The organism is Xanthobacter sediminis (assembly GCF_043195015.1).
GTDB lineage: Bacteria > Pseudomonadota > Alphaproteobacteria > Rhizobiales > Xanthobacteraceae > Xanthobacter.
The window spans coordinates 167,232-186,554 of sequence record NZ_JBAFWH010000003.1 but is presented as its reverse complement, the minus strand read 5'-3'; the positions used below and the strand labels follow the sequence as shown (position 1 = coordinate 186,554).

The window sequence follows — 19,323 nt, the reverse complement described above, 5'->3', positions numbered from 1 at the left end:
GCGCGCCATGGTCTTCGCCTCCGACAGCTTCCTGTTCCTGTTCCTGCCGGTCTTCCTCATCGTCTATGCCCTGACGCCGGGAGCCGCGCGCAATCTGGCCGTGCTGGCCTTCTCCTGGCTGTTCTATGCCTGGTGGCGGGCGGATTTCCTGCCGCTCATCGTCTCCATCGCGGTGTGGTCGTGGGCGACCGGCCTGTGGATCGCCCGCGCCGACGGACCGGCACGGCGGCGGGCGCTGCTCACGGGCATCGCCTGGCCGCTGGTCTCCCTCGTCTGGTTCAAGTACGCCAACATGCTGGTGGCGACGGGGCAGGCGGTGACGGCCTCGGTGTGGGGCTGGGAAGACGTGCTGCTGCCCATCGGCCTCAGCTTTTTCGTATTCGGCGCCATTTCCTATTCCATGGACGTCTACCGCAGGACGGTGCCGGCCGAGCCCTCGTTCGTGAACTACGCCACCTACCAGTCCATGTTCGGCCACCTCGTGGCGGGCCCGGTGGTGCGCTACAAATGGGTGGCGGAGCGGCTGAAGGCCCGCACCTTCCAGAGCGCGGAATTCATGTTCGGGGTCGAGCGCTTCATGCTCGGCTTCGCGCAGAAGGTGCTCATCGCCGACACCCTCGCCCCCATGGTGGACGCGGGCTATGCCCTCACTCACCCCACGACCGCAGACGCGGCCCTGGCGGTGGCGGGCTACACGCTCCAGCTCTATTTCGACTTCTGCGGCTACAGCGCCATGGCCATCGGCCTCGGCCTCATGGTGGGGCTGAAGTTCCCGGAGAACTTCGACAATCCCTACCTCTCCACCTCGCTCGCCGAATTCTGGCGGCGCTGGCACATCTCCCTGTCGAGCTGGCTGCGGGACTATCTCTACATCCCGCTCGGCGGCAACCGGGGCTCCACCTCCCGCACCTCCGCCAACCTGGTCGTCACCATGGGCCTCGGCGGCCTGTGGCACGGGGCGAGCTGGACCTTCCTCGCCTGGGGCCTGTGGCACGGCCTGGGGCTGATGGCCGGGCGGGTGTGGAAGGCCCGCGCCCTGCCCTGCCCCGGCCCGGTGCTCGGCCACGTGCTCACCCTCCTGTTCGTGATGGTGGGCTGGACCCTCTTCCGTGCCCAGAGCTGGAGCGAGGCCGCCACCATCTTCGGCGGTCTCTTCGGCGCCAACGGGGCCGCGCTCTCCCCCGCCATGGGGGCGGCGGTGCGGCCGGTGGAGATCCTGGCGTTGCTGGTGGGCATCGGCTTCGTCTATCTGCCCAAGGTGCTGCGCATCGACCCCGCCGCGCCCGCGCCGGGCCACGCCCTGCGCGCCTGGACGGCGCTGCCGCTGTTCCTGTTCGCCCTCCTGGTGCTGCAGGGGCGGACGGTGGTGCCCTTCCTCTATTTCCAGTTCTGACGGGGGACGGATAACATGGCTCGCCTCGCCCGCGTCATCGCCACCCTGGCCTTCCTCGCCCTCATGCTGGCCGGGCTGGGCTTCGTCGCCGTCCATCTCGCCGGCCCGGCGGGCGCGCGGATCGCCGCGCAGGTCAGCCTCAAGGGCGTGCTCGACGGCTCCCTCGCCGGCGCCGTGGACAAGGCGGTGGTGGATGCGCTTCCGAGCACCCAGGACCTGGAAGATGTCGTCGCCGGCGTCTCCTACCGCATGCTCGGCGATGCCGGCCCGCAGGTGCGCGCCGGCTGCCCCGGCTGGCTGTTCCTGGCCGAGGAGCTGATCTCGCTGCGCGAAGCCCCCGCGCGGCTCGATGCCCGCGCCAGGCTCGCCGCCAAGATCAAGGCGGCGGTGGAGGCGAAGGGCGTGACGCTGGTGGTGTTGCCGATCCCGGACAAGGCGGACCTCGCCCGCGCCGGCCTGTGCCGCCTTTCCGTCGCCGCCCAGGCGCGCGCGCGGCCCGAGTCCTGGCGGCGCGCGACCGCGGATATCGGGCTGGAGCAGGTGGACATCGCCACCAACTGGCCCGAGGGCGGCTTCCTGCGCACCGACACCCACTGGAGCGACGACGGCGCCGCCTTCGCCGCCCACCGCGTGGCCGAGCACGTCACCGCCCACCTCGGCCCCGGCACGCAGCCGGCTCGGGTGGTGGTGGGCGAGACGAAGGACCATATCGGCGACCTCATGCGCATCGCCGGCCTCTCGCGCACCTGGCCCTGGTCGGGCCCGCAGCCCGACCGGCAGGCGGAGGTTTCCACGCAGTTCACCCGTTCCGGCGGGCTCCTCGACGACGTGCCCGCGCCCACCGTGCTGCTCGCCGGCTCCTCCTTCTCCAACAATTCCGGCTTCCTCGACTACCTGCAGGACACGCTGGACCGCGAGGTGGCGCAGAAGAGCCAGAGCGGCGGCGGCTTCGCCGGCGCCCTCCTCGACATCCTTACCAAGGAGCCCCAGCTGCTGGACCAGACCCGGCTCGTGGTGTGGGAATTCCCCCTGCGCGCCCTGGCGCACCCGCTGACTCCGGCCGAACGCAATTTCCTGGGAGACGACCGATGACGCATCCTTCCCCGCGACCTCTCGGAACCGCCAAGAAGCTGCTGCGCAGCGCCGCCCTCGCCCTGGGCCTCGCCACGGCGGGGCTCGCGGCCGCCGCCCTGCCGGCCGCCGCCCAGAGCGGCGTCATCCAGGGCCAGGGCGGCTGGCTGTTCCCCGGCTGGGAGAGCCTTTCCGTGCTCGACAAGGCCGGCATCGCCCGCACCATCGCGCTGCTGAAGGACACCCAGGCCGCGCTCGCCGCGAAGAACATCCGGCTGATGCCCATCGTGGTGCCCCTGAAGGCGAGCTTCTATGCCGACAAGCTGCCGGACGGCACCAAGATCTCGGCCGATGTCTCCGGCCAGTACGACTACATCCTCGGCGAGCTGAAGAACGCCGGGCTCGATACCGTGGACCTGCGGCCGGCCCTGAAATCGGTCCAGACCGGCAAACAGGTCATCTTCTACCGCGCCGACTACCACTGGAGCGCCTGGTCCGCCGAGGCGGCGGCCGACACCGTGGCCCAGGCCATCAAGGCGAGCGGCGTCAAGCTCGCCGGGGCGGCGGGCGGCGGCGACAAGCTCGGCCAGTGGGTCACCCAGCGCCACCTGGGCGACCTCGCCGAGCGCTTCCTCACCCCGGACCAGCAGAAGCAGGTGGGCCCCGACCTCTACACCGTGCGCATGCAGGCCGAGGCCAAGGGCGGCCTGGTGGACGGCGGCCCGGCGCCGGTGCACGTGGTGGGCAACAGCTTCGTGCAGCCCTATCTCGGCTTTCCGCAGAAGCTCTCCAGCGCCCTCGACCGCCCGGTGGCCCTCACCTGGAACCCCGGCAACGTGGGCCCCTGGGTCACCTTCCTCCAGTTCGTGAGCGCCCCGGACTTCGCCCGCACGCCGCCCCAGGTGGTGGTGTGGCAGTTCAACGAGGGCCCGTTCCACTCCGCGCCCGAGGCGACCGACCAGTGGGACGCCTCCTCCATTATGACCTCGCAGCAGTTCCGCGACCGGATGCAGGCGGCGATCCGCAAATGAGCTGATACGCATGTGAGCTGATGCGTGAACGACTGGCGGGGCCTGAGACGGGCCGCATGACAGAGGCCGGGCCCGCGGTGTGACGCGGCCCGGCCTTCATTCTTTTTCAACCCTGTCGGCACCGCGTGCCCGCAGGGGCGCCGAATGGCTCAGCCTTCAGCCAATGTGGCCGCCGGCGGCAATACCCTCTCCTTCAAGGAAAAGAGCGGTGCCGGAATCCGCGCGCCATTGCCGGCACGGCCTTAATGGAACGTAAAGCCCCATAAGCGATTTTTACTTCATCTTAACTTTGGAATACTTGTTAAGCTTAACCGCGCTTTAAGTAGTATCGACGATGGTGGTGCCATGATGACCGCCATCCAGTCTCCCCTCGTTCATCTTCCCGCCCTGCGCCGGGAAAGCACGCCGCTTCCGCATCGGCTCGCACGGGGGCTGATGCTGGCCGCATCGGTCAGCGCGCTCGCCCTCGGCGCGGTGGGTGTCGCGCACGCCCAGCCCGGCGGCCAGCCGGTGGTGGGCGCCCCCGCCCCCGCCGCCCCGGCCCCAGCGCCTTCCACCGCCGCGCCGGCTCCGGTGCGCCCCGTTCCGGCCCCCCAGGCGCAGGCGCCCGCCGCGCCGCCGGCGGCTGATGGCATGGAGCCGGTGGCCCCCGCCCTCACGGGCGCGGCCTGGAACACCGCGAACCAGGCCTACCAGGCCTTTCAGCAGAAGAATTTCGCCCGTGCGGCCTATCTGGCGCGCGAGGTGCTGCGGCTGCGGCCGGACGCGCCCCAGATGTGGGTGCTGCTGATGGATGCCCTCGATGCCGAGGGCAAGCTCGCCGAATCGGTGGCCGCCGGCAACGAGGCCCTCGCCGCCGGCGTGAAGGACCAGACGCTGAGGGCCCGCCTGATCGCGCAGAGCAAAGTGCTGGCGCAGGCGCCCTCGCTCGCCGCCAACAAGGCGCTCGAGGCCAACGATCCGGCCAAGGCCGCCGACGAGGCCCGCAAGGCCATCATGCTGGTGCCCGATGACCTCAGCTACCGCATGCTGCTGGTCTATGCCCTGATCGCCCAGAAGAATTACGAGGCGGCCGAGAAGGCCGCCAGCGACGCGGTGGAGGTCGACCCGCGCTCATTCCTGCCGCGCACCCTGCGGGGCTTCCTGCGGGTGCGGCTCGGCCATGTGGCCGAGGCCGAGCGCGACTTCGACGAAGCCCTCAAGGACGAGGTCCTCACCGGCGCCACCGAGCGCGACGCCCGCGTCATCATGGCGGATGCCGCCCTTTCGGTCGGCCATGTGGATCGCGCCCTGAAGCTGCTGGAGCCCCTGGCCGACAGCACCGACAAGGCGGTGCTCTCGCGCCTCTCGGTGGCGCGGGCGGCGCAGAAGAACCCGCGCATCATTCCCGACAAGGCCAACCAGACCCTGCCGGTGCCCTACCAGAAGTGCATGGACACGCCCTACGGGCCCGCCTGCGCCCTGGTGCCCGCCGACGCGCCGCCCGGCAGCGGCGTCACCGACACCCCCGGCTTCTACGCCGCCCAGGATGCGTTCGAGGCCTATCGCAACGGCGACGACGCCACCGCCGAGAAGCGCATCCGCGAGGCGCTGCAGCTCAACCCGAAGAACGCCGCCTGGCACCGCCTGCTCATCGACACCCTGGAGCGTGCCGGCAAGCTGAAGGAGCTGGAGGCGGCCATCAACGACGCCGTCGCCAAGGCCGGCGAGGACCCCTCGCTCCAGGCCCTGCGCGCCGTCACCGACAAGCGCATCGCCGAGCCCGACGCCACCCAGGCCATCAAGGAGCTGACCGCCGGCCGGCCAAAGAACGCCGCCGCCCTCGCCCGCAAGGCGGTGGAGCGCGCGCCCAACGTGATGCCCTTCCGCCTCATCCTCATCAACGCCCTGATGGCCTCCGGCCAGACCCAGGACGCGCAGGTCGAGGCGGCCGCCGCCGTGGGCGAGGACGAGAACGACCCCCTGCCGCGCCTGCTGAACGCGTGGCTGCTGGACAAGCTCGACCGGCGCCCGGAGGCGGTCGCGGAATTCGACAAGGTGCTCGCGTCCAACATCCTGACCGACGTGGAGGAGGCGAACTTCCGCCTCATCGCCGCCAACGCCGCGCTGGCGGCGGGCCAGGGCGAGGAGGCGCTGAAGATCCTCCAGCCCGTCGACGACGCCAAGAACAAGGATGTGGCCGCCTATCGCCGCACCGCCGAGGCTCTGGTCAAGACGCCCAACATGAAGCGGCCGGCGCTGGTGGCGCCCACGGTGCTGTGCCAGCCCACCAAGTACGGGGTGATCTGCTCGGTGTTCTTCGGCGCGCCCGGCGGTCCGGGCGGAGCCGGGCTCAACCCGGCGAGCCCCGGCTATGCCGCCGCCAGCGCCGCCTACACCGCCTTCGGCCGCCGCGACTACGCCACCGCCGTCCGCGAGATCCGCAAGGCCATCGACGCCGAGCCGGGCAACAGCAGCTACCGCATGCTGCTCATGAACGCGCTGATGGCATCCGGCCGCTATGCCGAAGCCGAACGCATCCTGGACCAGCTGCTGGCGGCGAGCCCGCGCGACGCGGCGCTGCTGGTGCAGCGCGGCAACCTGCGCATGCAGGCCCATCAATACGCCGCTGCCATCCGCGATTTCCGGGCCGCCCTCGCCTCGGGCCAGCTGCCGGCGGCGCAGGCGCGCACGGTGCGCTTCGCCCTGGTGGACGCCGCGCTCCAGGCCAAGGACCCCGAGCTCGCCCTCTCCATCCTCCGGCCCCTGGCGGGCGAGCAGAGCTACGAGGTGCAGGCGCGCCTCGGCTATACCTATCTCGCGCTCGGCGAGAAGGAAGCCGCGCTCGCGGCCTTCGAGGTGGCGGCGCGCCGCGCCCAGGGCCTGGAGCAGCGCAACGCCATGCTCACCGCCCGCGTCAACGTGCTCGTGCAGCTCAACCGCAAGGACGAGGCGCGCGCCCTTTTCGCCGCCGCCTACGAGCGCGGCGACCTGAAGAACCTGCGCACGGTGGACCTCGCGCTGCTCGCGAGCCAGGCCGGCGAGGACGAGCTGGCCTTCCAATACTTCAAGCAGGCCAACGACAAGTGGCAGCTGCGCGGCACCAATCTCATCAACGCCGCCTACAACGCCCGGCGCACCTACAACAACACGGCGGCGGTGGACTATTTCAAGCGCGCCATCGACGAGAACCGCAAGGGCGAGCTACCGCTCGACCCGCAGTATCTCTTCGGCCTCCGGCGCGAGGTGGCGGAGCTGAGCCGCACCTGGGGTGCCTACGCCTCCATCAGCTATGGCGCGGTGGGCATCGCGCCGGGCTCCTACCTCGCCGCGCCCTCCAGCGGCGCCTATCACACGATCGGCGCCGGCGGTGAGATCTACTGGCGCCCGCCGGGCATCGGCTATCGCGACGGCTCCCTGTTCGAGCTGTTCGTGCGCGGCTTCACCACGCTCTACGATGAGAACGGCGGCCCCACCGGCTTCAATACCTTCCAGGGCAGCGTGGGCGCGCGCTGGAAGCCGTTCAAGACCGAGAACCTGGTGCTGGAGGTGTCCTACCTCTTCCCCACCGGCGGCACCTCGCGGCAGGATGTGCTGCTGCGCGCCGCCTACTCCAAGGGCGAGGGCACCGACCTCCGGGTGGACGAGCCCAACTGGCGCGCCTGGCAGATCTATGCGGACTTCAACTACTACACCATGCTGCCGGAGACGGTCGCCACCTTCGAGGCGCGCTACGGCCACGCCTTCCGCCTCGACTCCATCAACGACCACATGGTGCTGTGGCCGTTCATCGCCATCGGCGGCGCCTATGACAATGGCTACGACACGCCCTTCGCTCTCGGTGTCGGTCCCGGCGTCAGCCTGCGCTACTGGTTCAACGAGGATGAGTACCAGGCGCCGCACTCCTATGTGGACCTGACCGCCCAGTACCGCTTCAAGCTGGCCGGCGACGACCGCGCCGAGGGCCTGTTCGCCGGCGCCTTCCTCTCCTACTGAGGCCGGCGGCGGCGCCATCCGACGACGTCAGTGCGGGGGCCCCAGCGGCCCCCGCTTCATTTTCACGGGGCCGCGCCGCCACGGGCGGCGACTTCTTGCGGCAGGTCAAAGCGGTTGCGCGGCGCGGGGCACATGGATGACATGACACAGCTCCGTCAGCCCCGAGACGATGCCATGACCACTTCCGCCGCCACGGCGCACCCGCCCCTCGACACCGCCCAACTGCTCGCCCGCTACGGGCGGCCGGTGCCGCGCTACACCTCCTACCCCACCGCGCCCCACTTCTCCGCGGCGGTGACGGGCGAGACCTATGCCGCCTGGCTCGCCGCCGTTCCGGCCGGAAGCGAGGTCTCGGTCTACGTCCACGTGCCCTTCTGCGCGGAGCTGTGCCTTTATTGCGGCTGCCAGACCGCGGTGGTGCACAATGCCCGTCCGGTTTCCGCCTATGCCGAGCGCCTGGAGGAGGAGATCGCCCGCGTGCGGGCGCACCTGCCGGGACGGCTGAAGCTGAAGCACCTCCATTTCGGCGGCGGCACCCCCACCATGCTCGCCGACGCCGACTTCGCCCGCGTGATGGGCGCCCTGCGCCGCGCCTTCGATTTCGCGCCCGACGCCGAGATCGCCATCGAGATCGACCCGCGCACCATGGATGCCGAGAAGGTGGCGGTGCTGGCACGCGAAGGCTTCAACCGCGCGAGCCTGGGCGTGCAGGACTTCGAGGAGAAGGTGCAGACCGCCATCGGCCGGCGCCAGTCCTATGCCGAGACGAAGGCCGTGGCCGACGCCTTGCGGGCGGCCGGCATCACCGCCATCAACCTCGACCTCATGTACGGCCTGCCGCACCAGACCGCCCAATCCGTGCAGCGGACGGTGGAGGCGGCGCTCGGCCTCGACCCCGACCGCATCGCCGTGTTCGGCTATGCCCACGTGCCGTGGATGAAGAAGCACCAGAACCTCATCCCTGAGGCGGACCTGCCCGGCCCGCAGGAGCGCCTCGCCCAGGCGGAGCTGGTCTCGGCCCTGCTCGCGGCGCGCGGCTACCGGATGGTGGGGCTCGACCATTTCGCCCGCGCGACCGATCCCATGGCGCAGCGGGCCGAGGCCGGCACGCTGAAGCGCAACTTCCAGGGCTACACCACCGACGACGCGCCGGTGCTGCTGGGCTTTGGCGCCTCCTCCATCGGCGCCCTGCCGCAGGGCTACGTGCAGAACGTGCCCGGCACCGCGCAATGGCACCAGGCACTGGAGGCGGGCGGCCTGCCCATCGCCCGCGGCATCGCGCTCGCGGACGAAGACCGGCTGCGCCGCGCCGTGATCGAGCGGCTGATGTGCGACCTGAAGGTGGATCTCGGCGCCCTCGCCACCGCCCACGGCATGGCGCCCGAGATGTTCGACGCAGAGCTCGACGCCCTCGCCCCCCTGGTGGCGGACGGCCTCGCCCTGCGACGCGGCCGGGTGGTGGAGGTGCCGGAGGCGGCGCGCGCCTTCACCCGCGTGGTGTGCGCGGCGTTCGACCCGCGCCTCAGGGCGGCGCAGGCACAGGAGCCGGAAAAGAAAAGGCACGCCGCTGCGGTGTGATGCAGGGGCGTGCCAGGGAAAGGGCACGGCGGCCGAGATAACGGTACTGCCGTGCCGCCGGGGGGCGGAGACCCCGGAAAAGAGCGCCCGGCCGGGCCGGGCGGAAACCTCAGGCGTTCAGGCCGCGCAACGCGCCGCTGTCCTTCAGCACCACCCGCCGCGAGGACGGCAGCGCGATGGCCGCAGTCTCCTCCAGGTGGGTGAGGGTGCGCGAGACGGTCTCGATGGTGAGGCCGAGATAGTCGGCGATGTCCTGGCGGGACATGGGCAGGGTCACTTCGCTGCCGCCCACCGCCGAGCGCCCGGCCATGTCCAGCAGGAAGGTGGCGACCCGCTCCTGGGCGGTCTTGCGGCCAAGCACCAGGAGGTGGTTCTGGGCGCGAGTCAGTTCCGCGGCGGTCAGGACCCACAGGGCATGGGCGAGATCGGGATCGTCGCTGGCGCGGGCGAACAGGATGGAGCGCTTCACCCGCACCACCTTGCACTCGCCGACAGCCTCGGCAGAAAAGCGGTGGCGGGCGGCGGTCTCCCAGCCGAACACGTCGCCGGCGAGGCAGAAGGTCTCGATCTGGCGACGGCCGTCGCCGAGCAGCTTGCAGATGCGCACCGTGCCCGAGAGCACGATGAAGATGTGCTCGGCCGGGGCATCCTCGGCGAAGATCTCGGAATTGCGTTCGAAGGAGGTCACCACGCCGAGGGCGGCGAGGATATCGCGCGGGGTGCGTGTAGCCGGCTCGTCGCTCCACTGGGCGGGCGGCAGCGACGGGACATAGCCCTTCTGGGCCATTGCGGCAGCGGGGCTTGGCATCGGAAAAACCCTCCTGAAGTCGATACCAGGGATACGCGCCGGCCGCCTTGCGCGAAATTCGGACAGAACACTTAAGTCGTGCCCCTTAGGTAGGTTTACGGAGGCACGGCGATTGCGTAACAAGGTATGAACGCGTGGCGCGCGAGGCTGCCGCGACCCTGCCGGACAACCGGCCGGGCGCGTGACCACGCAAGGGATGGGGCCTGGCGCGCCCCGGCATGGACACCGGCGAGGTCGCGGCGTTGACGGAAGGGAATACGGCAGTTCCGGAGGCGGCACGCGCCCCCGGCCTGCCACAGGGCCTGGCGCTGGATCTGGGACGGGGCCTCGGCACCGCCGCGGTGGTGCTCGCCCTGTGCCATCTGATGGGCCTGCCGCCGTTCGAGGCTCCGGGCCTGCTGCTGCTGCTGGCCAGTGTTCTTCTCGTGAGCGGGCTCGGGCTCGCAACCGCGCTGGCGGCGCTCGCCGGCACCTGGGGTGGTGGCCTGCTGCTGGCGCTGCTGGCGCCCGGCTTCGGCCCGCCGGGCTGGCCTTCGGTGCTGCTGGGCGCAGCGGTCGGCGCCGGCATCGCCGTGAGCGGCGAGCGCCTGCGCCGCACCCGGCTCGACGCCGCCGCGCGCAACCGCGACCTGCTGGCGCGCGAGGCCCACCTCTCCTCCATCCTCAGCACCGTGCCCGACGCCATGGTGGTGATCGACGAGCGGGGCGTCATGCAGTCCTTCTCGGCGACCGCCGAGCGCCTGTTCGGCTACGCCGCCGAGGAAGCGGTGGGGCAGAACGTCTCCATCCTCATGCCCTCCCCCCACCGGGAGGGACACGACGGCTACATCTCCCGCTACCTCAACACCGGCGAGCAGCGCATCATCGGCATCGGCCGCGTGGTGGTGGGCGAGCGCAAGGACGGCTCCACCTTCCCCATGGAGCTCTCTGTGGGCGAGATGCGCTCGGCCTCCCAGCGCTTCTTCACCGGCTTCATCCGCGACCTGACAGAGCGGCAGGAGACCGAGGCCCGCCTGCAGGAGCTGCAGGCCGAGCTGGTGCACATCTCCCGCCTCACCGCCATGGGCGAGATGGCCTCCACCCTCGCCCACGAGCTGAACCAGCCGCTCTCGGCGATCGCCAACTATATCAAGGGCTCGCGCCGGCTGCTGGACGGCGGCGCGGTGCGCACCGAGATGCTCCAGGGCGCCCTGGAAAAGGCCGGCGAGCAGGCCCTGCGCGCCGGGCAGATCATCCGCCGCCTGCGCGACTTCGTCTCCCGCGGGGAGAGCGAACGGCGGCTGGAGAGCCTCTCCAAGATGGTGGAGGAGGCGAGCGCCCTGGCCCTGGTGGGCGCCAAGGAACATGGTATCCAGGTCCGGTTTCATTTCGACCCGAAATGCGATGTTGTCCTGGCCGACAAGGTGCAGGTCCAGCAGGTCCTTCTGAACTTGATGCGCAACGCCCTGGAAGCAATGATGGAAGCGCCCCGGCGGCAGCTTCTGGTGCAGTCCGAGCCGGCGGAGGACGACATGGTGATGGTGAGCGTCATGGACACCGGCTCCGGCATCTCCCCCGAGATCAGCCATCAGCTTTTCACGCCCTTCGTCACCACCAAGCGCCACGGCATGGGGGTGGGGCTCTCCATCTCGCGGACCATCATCGAGGGCCATGGCGGGCGCATCTGGGCCGAGCCCAACCCGCAGGGCGGCTCCATCTTCCGCTTCACCCTGCGCGCGGTCGGCGACGAGGGGCAGAGCGATGCCTGAAAGCGCGGTGATCCACGTCATCGACGATGACGAAGCGGTGCGCCAGTCGCTCGCCTTCCTGCTCGCCACCGCCGGCCATCAGGTGCATGAGCACGCTTCCGCGCGCGCCTTCGTGGAGGCGGGCCTGCCGGCGGCGGACCCTACCGCCGCCTGCATCATCACCGACGTGCGGATGCCGGACATGACCGGCATCGAGCTGCTGCAGCACCTGAAGGAGAGGGGCTCGGCGGTGCCGGTGATCGTGGTGACCGGCCACGGCGACGTGCCGCTGGCGGTGGAGGCCATGAAGCTCGGCGCCGCCGACTTCCTGGAGAAGCCGTTCGACGACGTCGCCATCCTCGACACGGTGAAGTCCGCGCTCGCGCGCATGCGCAAGGCGCACCAGCACGACGCCCTGCGCGAGGAAGTGAACGAGCGCATCGCCGCCCTCTCCCAGCGCGAGCGGCAGGTGCTGGAGTGCCTGGTGGCCGGGCAGGCCAACAAGATGATCGCCTACGACCTCGGCATCAGCCCCCGTACGGTGGAGGTCTACCGCGCCAACGTGATGACCAAGATGAAGGCCCAGAGCCTCTCGGAGCTGGTGCGCATGGCGCTGCTTGCCGGTATCGCACCAAGCGCGGCCTGAGGCTTGATCTAACTCAAGGCCTCGCCGACGGCGGATCGGCTAGCTTTATCGCACCGACCACGTGGACCCACGAGCGGGTCGTGGGAGGCTTGCCGATGAACTCGATGTGCAAGGTGGAAGCGGCGCTGCGGCACGACGCCGAAATTCCGGTCGATGCCTTGGCCGATGCCGATTTCGGCGCCTGCGCGCTGCCGATTCGCATGGCGCGCGCCGCGCGACCCGAGCCGGCGATGGCGACGACCCGCATCATGCAGCCCTTCGCCGTGCCCGCGACACTGCCCGGCGACGACGCGGCGCAGGCCACGAGCGCGCCGTGGGTGGTGCACATCGTGGACGACGATGCGGCGGTGCGCAGCTCGCTGCAGTTCACTTTCGAGCTCGACGGCTTCGACGTGCGCACCTACGGCGGCTTCCACGAGCTGATGGCGGCGGACCTGCCCCATTGCGGCTGCATGATCGTCGACTACAACCTGCCGGAAATCAACGGCCTGGAGCTGCTGCGCGAGCTCGACCGGCGCAACGTCCACCTGCCGTCCTTCCTCATCACCAGCAATCCCAGCCAGAACGTACGGCAGCGGGCGAACGCCCAGGGCGTCTCCATTATCGAGAAGCCGCTGCTCGGCAACCAGCTCAGCGAGGCGGTGCGCGACAGCTTCGTGCGCGCCCTGCCCTGCTGACGCCGGCGCCCTCCGCCTCCCGAAGGGCCCGCACGGGTGTCGACATGCCGTCGCGTTGCGCAGGCATGATGGCGGGGCCAGAGGCCTGCGGCATCCGGCCACCCTCTCCCGCCGCGCGCGAAGCTGCGCCGCGGACTTGACCGAAGGCCCCGGAGCGCTCCTCATGGGCCTGCCGTGACACGCGATTAATGGACGCGGGAACGACCCCGTGCGCCGCAGAAGACCGGAAGGCCAGGCATGACCACCCGCAATCTCGACGCCCTGTTCCACCCCGCCGCCATCGCCCTGGTGGGGGCCAGCAACAAGCCCGGCACCATCGGCGCGGTGATCGCCGAGAACCTGTTCGAGGCCGGCTTTCCCGGCCCCATCCTCACGGTGAACGCCAACGAGCGCGTGCTGCGCTCCTCGCTCAACTACGCGCGGGTTTCCGACCTGCCCATTCCGGTGGACCTCGCGGTAGTGACGGCGGAGCCCGAGCAGGTGCCGCAGATCATTGCCGACCTCGGTGCCAAGGGCTGCCGCGCGGCGGTGGTCACCGCCGCCGCCTTCGGCGAGGGCGCCAAGCTCGAAGGCACCGAGGTGATGCAGCGCATGCTGGATGCGGCCAAGCCCCATCTCCTGCGCATCCTCGGCCCCAACTGCATCGGCTTCATCTCCACCGGCGCCCGCATCAACGCCAGCGTGGCCCACCTCATGCCCGCCAAGGGGGACGTGGCCTTCGTCACCCAATCCCGCACCATGGCAAATGCCGTGCTCGACTGGGCGAGCGCCCGCGGCATCGGCTTTTCCCACGTCATCTCGCTGGGCGACAAAGGCGACATCGACTTCGGCGACCTGCTCGACTACCTCGCCCTCGACAACACCACCCGCGCCATCCTGCTCTATGTCGAGAACATCACGGACGCGCGCAAGTTCATGTCGGCGGGGCGCATCGCGGCGCGCGCCAAGCCGGTGGTGGTCATTAAGGCCGGGCGCAGCGCCGCCGGCGCCCAGGCCGCCCTCTCCCACACCGGTGCCCTCGCCGGCGCCGACCTCGTCTACGACGCCGCCTTCCGCCGCGCCGGCATGCTGCGCGTGCCCGAGCTGCGCGAGGTGTTCGAAGCCATCACCACCCTTTCCTCCGGCATCCGCCTGCATGGAGACCGGCTCGCGGTGCTCACCAACGGCGGAGGCGCCGGCGTGCTGGCGGTGGACGCGCTGGAGGACATCGACGGCGTGCTCGGCACCCTCGAGCCCGAGACCCTAGCGAAGCTTGACACGGCGCTGCCCTCCACCTGGTCGCAGGCCAACCCGGTCAACATCCACGCCAATGCCCCGCCCAAGCGCTACGCCGACGCCCTGAAGGCGCTGCTCGCCGACAAGGGCACGGACGGCGTGCTGGTATTGAACTCCCCCACCGCCGTCACCGATGCCAAGGGCGCCGCCGACGCGGTGATGGAGGTGCTGGAGACCCGCCCCCGCGCGCCGGTGCTCACCTGCTGGCTGGGCGAGAACGCGGCCGGCGACGTGCGGCGCAAGTTCGCCGCCCGCCGTATCCCCACCTACGAGACCCCCGACGAGGCGGTGCGCGCCTTCGGCCACCTCGTGGCCTACCAGCGCAACCAGACCCTGCTGATGGAGACACCGCCCGCCCGCACCTTCGAGGAGCCGGACCGGGCCGAGGCGCAGCGGATCGTGGAAGACGTGCTCGCTTCCGGCCGCAAGGCGCTGGGCGAGTTCGAGGCAAAGGCCGTGCTCGCGGCCTACGACATCCCGGTGGTGGAAACCCGCATCGCCGCCAGCCCCGAGGAAGCCGGACGCATCGCCGCGCAGATGGGCCTGCCGGTGGTGGTGAAGGTGCTTTCCCACGACATCACCCACAAATCCGACGTGGGCGGCGTACGGCTCGACCTGCACAGCCCGGCGGCGGTGGAGGCCGCGTGCCGCGAGATCATCGCCTCGGTGGCGGAAAAGCGGCCCGCCGCCAGGGTGGACGGCTTCACCGTGCAGCAGATGGTGCGCCGGCCCAATGCCCAAGAGCTGATCGCCGGCATCGCCAACGATCCCACCTTCGGCCCGGTGGTGCTGTTCGGCCAGGGCGGCACGGCGGTGGAGGTGATCGGCGACCGGGCGGTGGCGCTGCCGCCGCTCAACGGCGTCCTGGCGCGGGAGATGATCTCCCGCACGCGGGTGTCCAGGCTGCTCGCCGGCTATCGCGACCACCCCCCGGCGGACATGGGCGCCATCGCGTCCACCCTCATCAAGATCGGCGAGCTTCTGGCCGACCTGCCGCAGATCGCCGAGCTCGACATCAACCCCCTGCTCGCGGACGAGAACGGGGTGATCGCCCTCGATGCCCGCATCGTCGTGAGCGAGGCGGCCCAGGACGGCACGAAGCGCTTCGCCATCCGCCCCTATCCGCCGGAGCACGTGAAGCAGATCCCCCTCACCGACGGGCATTTCGTCACCCTGCGCCCGATCCGCCCGGAGGACGAGCCCGGCCTCGTGGACGTGGTGCGCCGCTCCGACCCGCAGGACGTGCGCATGCGCTTCCTCGGCTCGGTGAAGGACTTCCCACACCTCATGGCGGCCCGCCTCTCGCAGATCGACTACGACCGCGAGATGGCGTTCGTGGCGGTGGAGGAAGGCGGCGACATCTGCGGCGTGGTGCGCATCATCGCCGATCCGGACAGCGAGGAGGCGGAATACGCCATCATGGTCCGCTCGGACATGAAGGGGAAAGGCCTCGGCTACCGCCTCATGACCGAGATTCTCGACCATGCCCGCGCCCGCGGCCTCAAGCGCGTGTTCGGCGACGTGATGCGCGAGAACGGCCCCATGCTGCACATGGCTGAGGACCTGGGCTTCAAGGTGGCGCCAAGCAGCGAGGATCCATCGGTGATGCGTGTCGTCATCACCCTGTGAAGACTCCCCTACCGGCGGCGACTTGACGATTTTGGCCAGTGGGCACAATATCCAGGCTTGCACACGGAATGGGCGCCGGGGGAGCGGGCTTCACGCGATGTGTGCTGGCCCTGCGGCGCGCCGGGGGGCGTGCGACGATCCCGAGGCATCCGCCGCCGGTTCCCGCCCCGCGGGGCATCCGGCGGCCCATTCACCGGCTTGCGCAAGATGGCGACTGACAGCACAGACGAGGTGGTGGGCGGTCCATGGCGATCGGAATACCTGGCCCTGCACGATTCCCTCACCAACCTGCCCAATCGGCTGCTGATGCTGGAGTTCCTGGCCGGCGCCCTTGATGCGGCGCAGGACGGGGCACGCATGGTCGCGGTCGTCACCCTCGACATCGACAATTTCCGCCAGCTCAATGACACCTTCGGCGACGCCGCAGGCGACGCCGTGCTCGCCGAGATGGCCCGGCGCCTCAAGCGCTGCGTGCGCGACAACGACCTCGTGGCGCGGGTCGGCGCCAACGAGTTCGTGCTGGTGGCCACCGGCCTTTCCGACGCGAAGACCGTCGAACGCCTGTGCGGCCGCCTGCAGAACGCCCTCAGCGCCCCCGTGGTGCTGGCCATGGCCACGCTCTATCCCCAGGCGACGCTGGGCATCGCCGTCGCCCCCGCCGACGGCGAGGAGGCGGAAACGCTGGTGCATCGCGCCGGGCTGGCCCTGGAGCGGGCGAAGGCCATCGGCCCCGGCGTCTCCTGCTTCTTCACGTCCGAGATGAACGACGAGACGAGCGGCCGGCGATCCCTGGAGGGGGACCTGCGGCGCGCCATCCTCTCGGATCAGTTCGTGCTGCTGTTCCAGCCCCGCTGGAGCACGGACACCCTGCGCATCATCGGCGTCGAGGCGCTGATCCGCTGGGACCACCCCCAGCTCGGCCGCCTGGTGCCGGACGAGTTCGTGCCGCTCGCGGAAAAGAGCGGGCTCGTGGTCCCCATGGGCGAATGGGTGCTGCGCAAGGCCTGCGACACCATCGCCCGCCTGCCGGGCCTCAATGTCTCCGTCAACGTTTCCGTCGTGCAGTTCCGCGGCGGCGAGCTGGTGGAGACCGTGGGCTCGGTGCTCAAGGCGACCGACCTCGCCCCCCACCGGCTGGAGCTGGAGATCACCGAGAGCGTGCTCATCGAGAACACCGACAAGGCGCTCGACGTGCTCCTGCAGCTCAAGGATATCGGCGTGCGCCTGTCCATGGACGATTTCGGCACCGGCTATTCCTCGCTCGGCTACCTGCGCACCTTCCCCTTCGACGCGCTCAAGATCGACCGCAGTTTCGTGGGCGACCTCGACCAGAGCAAGGGCGCGCTCGCTATCGTGCAGGCCATCCTGGGCCTCGGCCGCGCGCTCGGCATGCAGGTGGTGGCGGAAGGAGTGGAAACCGAAAGCCAGCTCGCCAGCCTGAAGGCGGACCGCTGCGACGAGGTGCAGGGCTTCTACCTGGGCCGCCCCATGACCGAGGACGCGCTGGTGGCGTTCATCGCCAAGCATGGACGCGCCACGGCCTGAAGCCGCCCGCCTCGTAGCAGGCCCGCTTCCGACTCCTTTCGAAGGGCGCCCGGCGGCGTCCCCGTCGGTTCAGCCGAGCCAGGGCGCCATGCTGTCGAGGGCGATGAGGGCGTCCACGTCCACGCGCGGGCGCACCACGGCGGCCGCCGCGCCGTTCACCAGCACTTCCGGCACCAGGGCGCGGGTGTTGTAGGTGGAGGCCTGCACCGCGCCATAGGCGCCTGCGGTCATCACCGCCAGCAGGTCGCCCGCCTTCACCTCCGGCATCTCGCGGTCGAGGGCGAGGAAATCACCGGTCTCGCACACCGGCCCGACCACGTCGGCCACCATGGTGGGGGTGTCCGCCGCCGGTTCCGCCACGGGCAGGATGTCGTGGTGAGCCTCGTAGAGGGTGGGGCGGATGAGGTCGTTCATGGCCGCATCCACGATCACGAAGGTCTTGCCCTCACCATGCTTCACGTAGAGCACGCGGGTGACGAGGATGCCGGCGTTGGCCACCACCATGCGGCCCATCTCGAACACCAGCGGCAGGTCGAGCCCGCCCAGGGCCCGGCGCACCACCGCGGCATATTCGGCGGGGGGCGGCGGCACCGGGTCGCTCGCCGCATAGGGCACGCCGAGGCCGCCCCCGAGGTCGAGGTGATGCAGCCGGTGGCCGGCGGCCATGAGGTCGCGGGCAAGGTCCGCCAACAGCGCCACGGCGTTCTCCACGGGCGCCATGTCGGTGATCTGACTGCCGATGTGCATGTCGACGCCGGTGACGGCGAGGCCGGGCAGGCGCGCCACCAGATCATAGACCTCCCGCGCGCGGGAGATGGGAATGCCGAACTTGGTGGCCGAGCGGCCGGTGGAGATCTTCTTGTGGGTCTTGGCGTCCACATCCGGATTGACGCGGATGGAGACCGGAGCGGTGCGCCCGAGGGCGGTCGCCACTTCGGAGAGCACGTGCAGCTCCGGCTCGCTTTCCACATTGAAGCAGAGGATGCCGGCGGCGATGGCCTCCGCCATCTCCTCGCGCGTCTTGCCGACGCCGGAAAAGACGATGCGGCCGCCCGGCACGCCGGCCGCCAGCGCGCGCCGCAGCTCGCCCACGGAGACGATGTCCGCCCCTGCCCCCAGCCGCGCCAGGGTGGCGATGACCGACTGGTTGGAATTGGCCTTCAGCGCGTAGCACAACAGCGCCTCGCGATCGGCGAAGGCCTCCATGAAGACCTTGTAGTGCCGCTCCAGCGTGGCCGAGGAATAGCAGTAGAGGGGCGTGCGGACTTCCGACGCCAGGGTCACCAGATCCACGCCCTCGGCATGGAGGTGTCCGTCGCGGTAATCGAAATGGTGCATGGAACGAATGTCTTCGCGTTGCGCGCCGGGCCGGGCCGGGGCGCCGGGCGCCTCAGAGCAGGCCGTCGAGAATGAAGGGCTGATCGGGCCGCGGGTAACCCTTCAGCGGATCACTCGAGGCTCCCCTCTGGTCCTTCTCCCAGGCCGCATGGGTTGAGGAGTTGGAAACCATGTCGGATGCGGAGCCGCCCAGAGTGCCCGCGCTGTGGCGGACATTGGGGGGCGGCGCCACCTGCGCCTGCGGCGTCACGACCGGAGCGCCGGGGGGCGGCTCAAGCGGACCCTTCACGCCGCACGCCGCCAGGGCGAAGGCGGCGACGAGCGCCAGGGGCAAGGTGAGACGAAACATGGAGCTTAGGGCCATCCGGTCAATTCGCGGCCAATATAACCTGTGCCGCGCCAAACGCGAGCCCCCTTCACGCCCCCTTTTCGGCGCGGCACACCCGAGGGCCGCGCGACAGCGGCGCGCCGTATCGGCGGGGACACGGGCTGCCCGGCTTCTGCCGCCCGGCGGCCACCGCGCCGCCAGCATTCTCGCCGCGCCTCGAATCTAGTCGGAGATTTCATTTCCGCGCCATCGCGGCGCAGCATATGGTCCGCGGATCCTGCCTGGAAGGCGTGCCGTCGCGC

At 70.3% G+C, this 19,323-nt stretch carries 13 protein-coding genes; 10 read left to right on the top strand and 3 right to left on the bottom strand.

Annotated features, from left to right (window positions below):
• The first annotated feature begins 7 nt into the window (after nt 1–7).
• The 5 genes from V5F61_RS04900 (at nt 8) to hemN (ending at nt 9,048) form a co-directional block, all read left to right on the top strand.
• Entirely contained in the window at nt 8–1,393 is a 1,386-nt protein-coding gene (locus tag V5F61_RS04900; RefSeq protein WP_393987663.1) for an MBOAT family O-acyltransferase, read from the top strand.
• A 15-nt stretch (nt 1,394–1,408) separates the two neighbouring features.
• Nucleotides 1,409–2,485 carry an alginate O-acetyltransferase AlgX-related protein gene (locus V5F61_RS04895; protein WP_393987664.1) on the top strand — a complete coding sequence of 359 codons (1,077 nt, stop codon included), beginning with the start codon at nt 1,409–1,411 and terminating at the stop codon, nt 2,483–2,485.
• A complete protein-coding gene (locus V5F61_RS04890; protein ID WP_393987665.1) occupies nt 2,482–3,495 on the top strand; it encodes an alginate O-acetyltransferase AlgX-related protein in 1,014 nt (337 codons plus the stop codon). The genes V5F61_RS04895 and V5F61_RS04890 overlap by 4 nt, the downstream gene beginning before the upstream one ends.
• Nucleotides 3,496–3,840: 345 nt before the next feature.
• The gene (locus V5F61_RS04885) at nt 3,841–7,470 is read left to right on the top strand and encodes a bacteriophage N4 adsorption protein A (RefSeq protein ID WP_393987666.1); all 3,630 of its coding nucleotides are present in this window, start codon (nt 3,841–3,843) and stop codon (nt 7,468–7,470) included.
• A 174-nt stretch (nt 7,471–7,644) separates the two neighbouring features.
• On the top strand, nt 7,645–9,048 hold the full coding sequence (gene hemN, locus V5F61_RS04880) for an oxygen-independent coproporphyrinogen III oxidase (protein ID WP_393987667.1): 1,404 nt from the start codon (nt 7,645–7,647) through the stop codon (nt 9,046–9,048).
• Between the two features lie 109 nt (nt 9,049–9,157).
• Here the strand turns inward: hemN and V5F61_RS04875 are convergent, their stop codons facing one another.
• The gene (locus tag V5F61_RS04875; protein ID WP_393987668.1) at nt 9,158–9,856 is read right to left on the bottom strand and encodes a helix-turn-helix domain-containing protein; all 699 of its coding nucleotides are present in this window, start codon (nt 9,854–9,856) and stop codon (nt 9,158–9,160) included.
• A gap of 218 nt (nt 9,857–10,074) precedes the next feature.
• Here V5F61_RS04875 and V5F61_RS04870 point away from each other — a divergent pair, with 218 nt between their 5' ends.
• The 5 genes from V5F61_RS04870 to V5F61_RS04850 all read left to right on the top strand — a co-directional run bounded on the left by V5F61_RS04870 (nt 10,075) and on the right by V5F61_RS04850 (nt 17,355).
• Nucleotides 10,075–11,604 (top strand): PAS domain-containing sensor histidine kinase, encoded by a 1,530-nt coding sequence (locus tag V5F61_RS04870; RefSeq protein WP_393987669.1) that lies wholly within the window; start codon nt 10,075–10,077, stop codon nt 11,602–11,604.
• Complete coding sequence (gene fixJ / locus V5F61_RS04865; RefSeq protein ID WP_393987670.1) at nt 11,597–12,229, top strand: response regulator FixJ; 633 nt, start codon at nt 11,597–11,599, stop codon at nt 12,227–12,229. The genes V5F61_RS04870 and fixJ overlap by 8 nt, the downstream gene beginning before the upstream one ends.
• Before the next feature lie 95 nt (nt 12,230–12,324).
• The gene (locus V5F61_RS04860; protein WP_393987671.1) at nt 12,325–12,906 is read left to right on the top strand and encodes a response regulator transcription factor; all 582 of its coding nucleotides are present in this window, start codon (nt 12,325–12,327) and stop codon (nt 12,904–12,906) included.
• A gap of 237 nt (nt 12,907–13,143) precedes the next feature.
• Nucleotides 13,144–15,810: a bifunctional acetate--CoA ligase family protein/GNAT family N-acetyltransferase gene (locus V5F61_RS04855; protein ID WP_393987672.1), complete on the top strand. Its 2,667-nt coding sequence runs from the start codon at nt 13,144–13,146 to the stop codon at nt 15,808–15,810.
• Between the two features lie 207 nt (nt 15,811–16,017).
• Complete coding sequence (locus V5F61_RS04850) at nt 16,018–17,355, top strand: putative bifunctional diguanylate cyclase/phosphodiesterase (protein ID WP_393987673.1); 1,338 nt, start codon at nt 16,018–16,020, stop codon at nt 17,353–17,355.
• A 69-nt stretch (nt 17,356–17,424) separates the two neighbouring features.
• On the opposite strand, the gene lysA is transcribed toward V5F61_RS04850, so the two are convergent.
• Together lysA and lptM are read right to left on the bottom strand one after the other, a co-directional pair.
• Complete coding sequence (gene lysA, locus V5F61_RS04845) at nt 17,425–18,693, bottom strand: diaminopimelate decarboxylase (RefSeq protein WP_393987674.1); 1,269 nt, start codon at nt 18,691–18,693, stop codon at nt 17,425–17,427.
• 52 nt (nt 18,694–18,745) lie between these two features.
• Nucleotides 18,746–19,042 carry an LPS translocon maturation chaperone LptM gene (gene lptM / locus V5F61_RS04840; protein WP_393987675.1) on the bottom strand — a complete coding sequence of 99 codons (297 nt, stop codon included), beginning with the start codon at nt 19,040–19,042 and terminating at the stop codon, nt 18,746–18,748.
• Between the last annotated feature and the right edge of the window lie 281 nt (nt 19,043–19,323).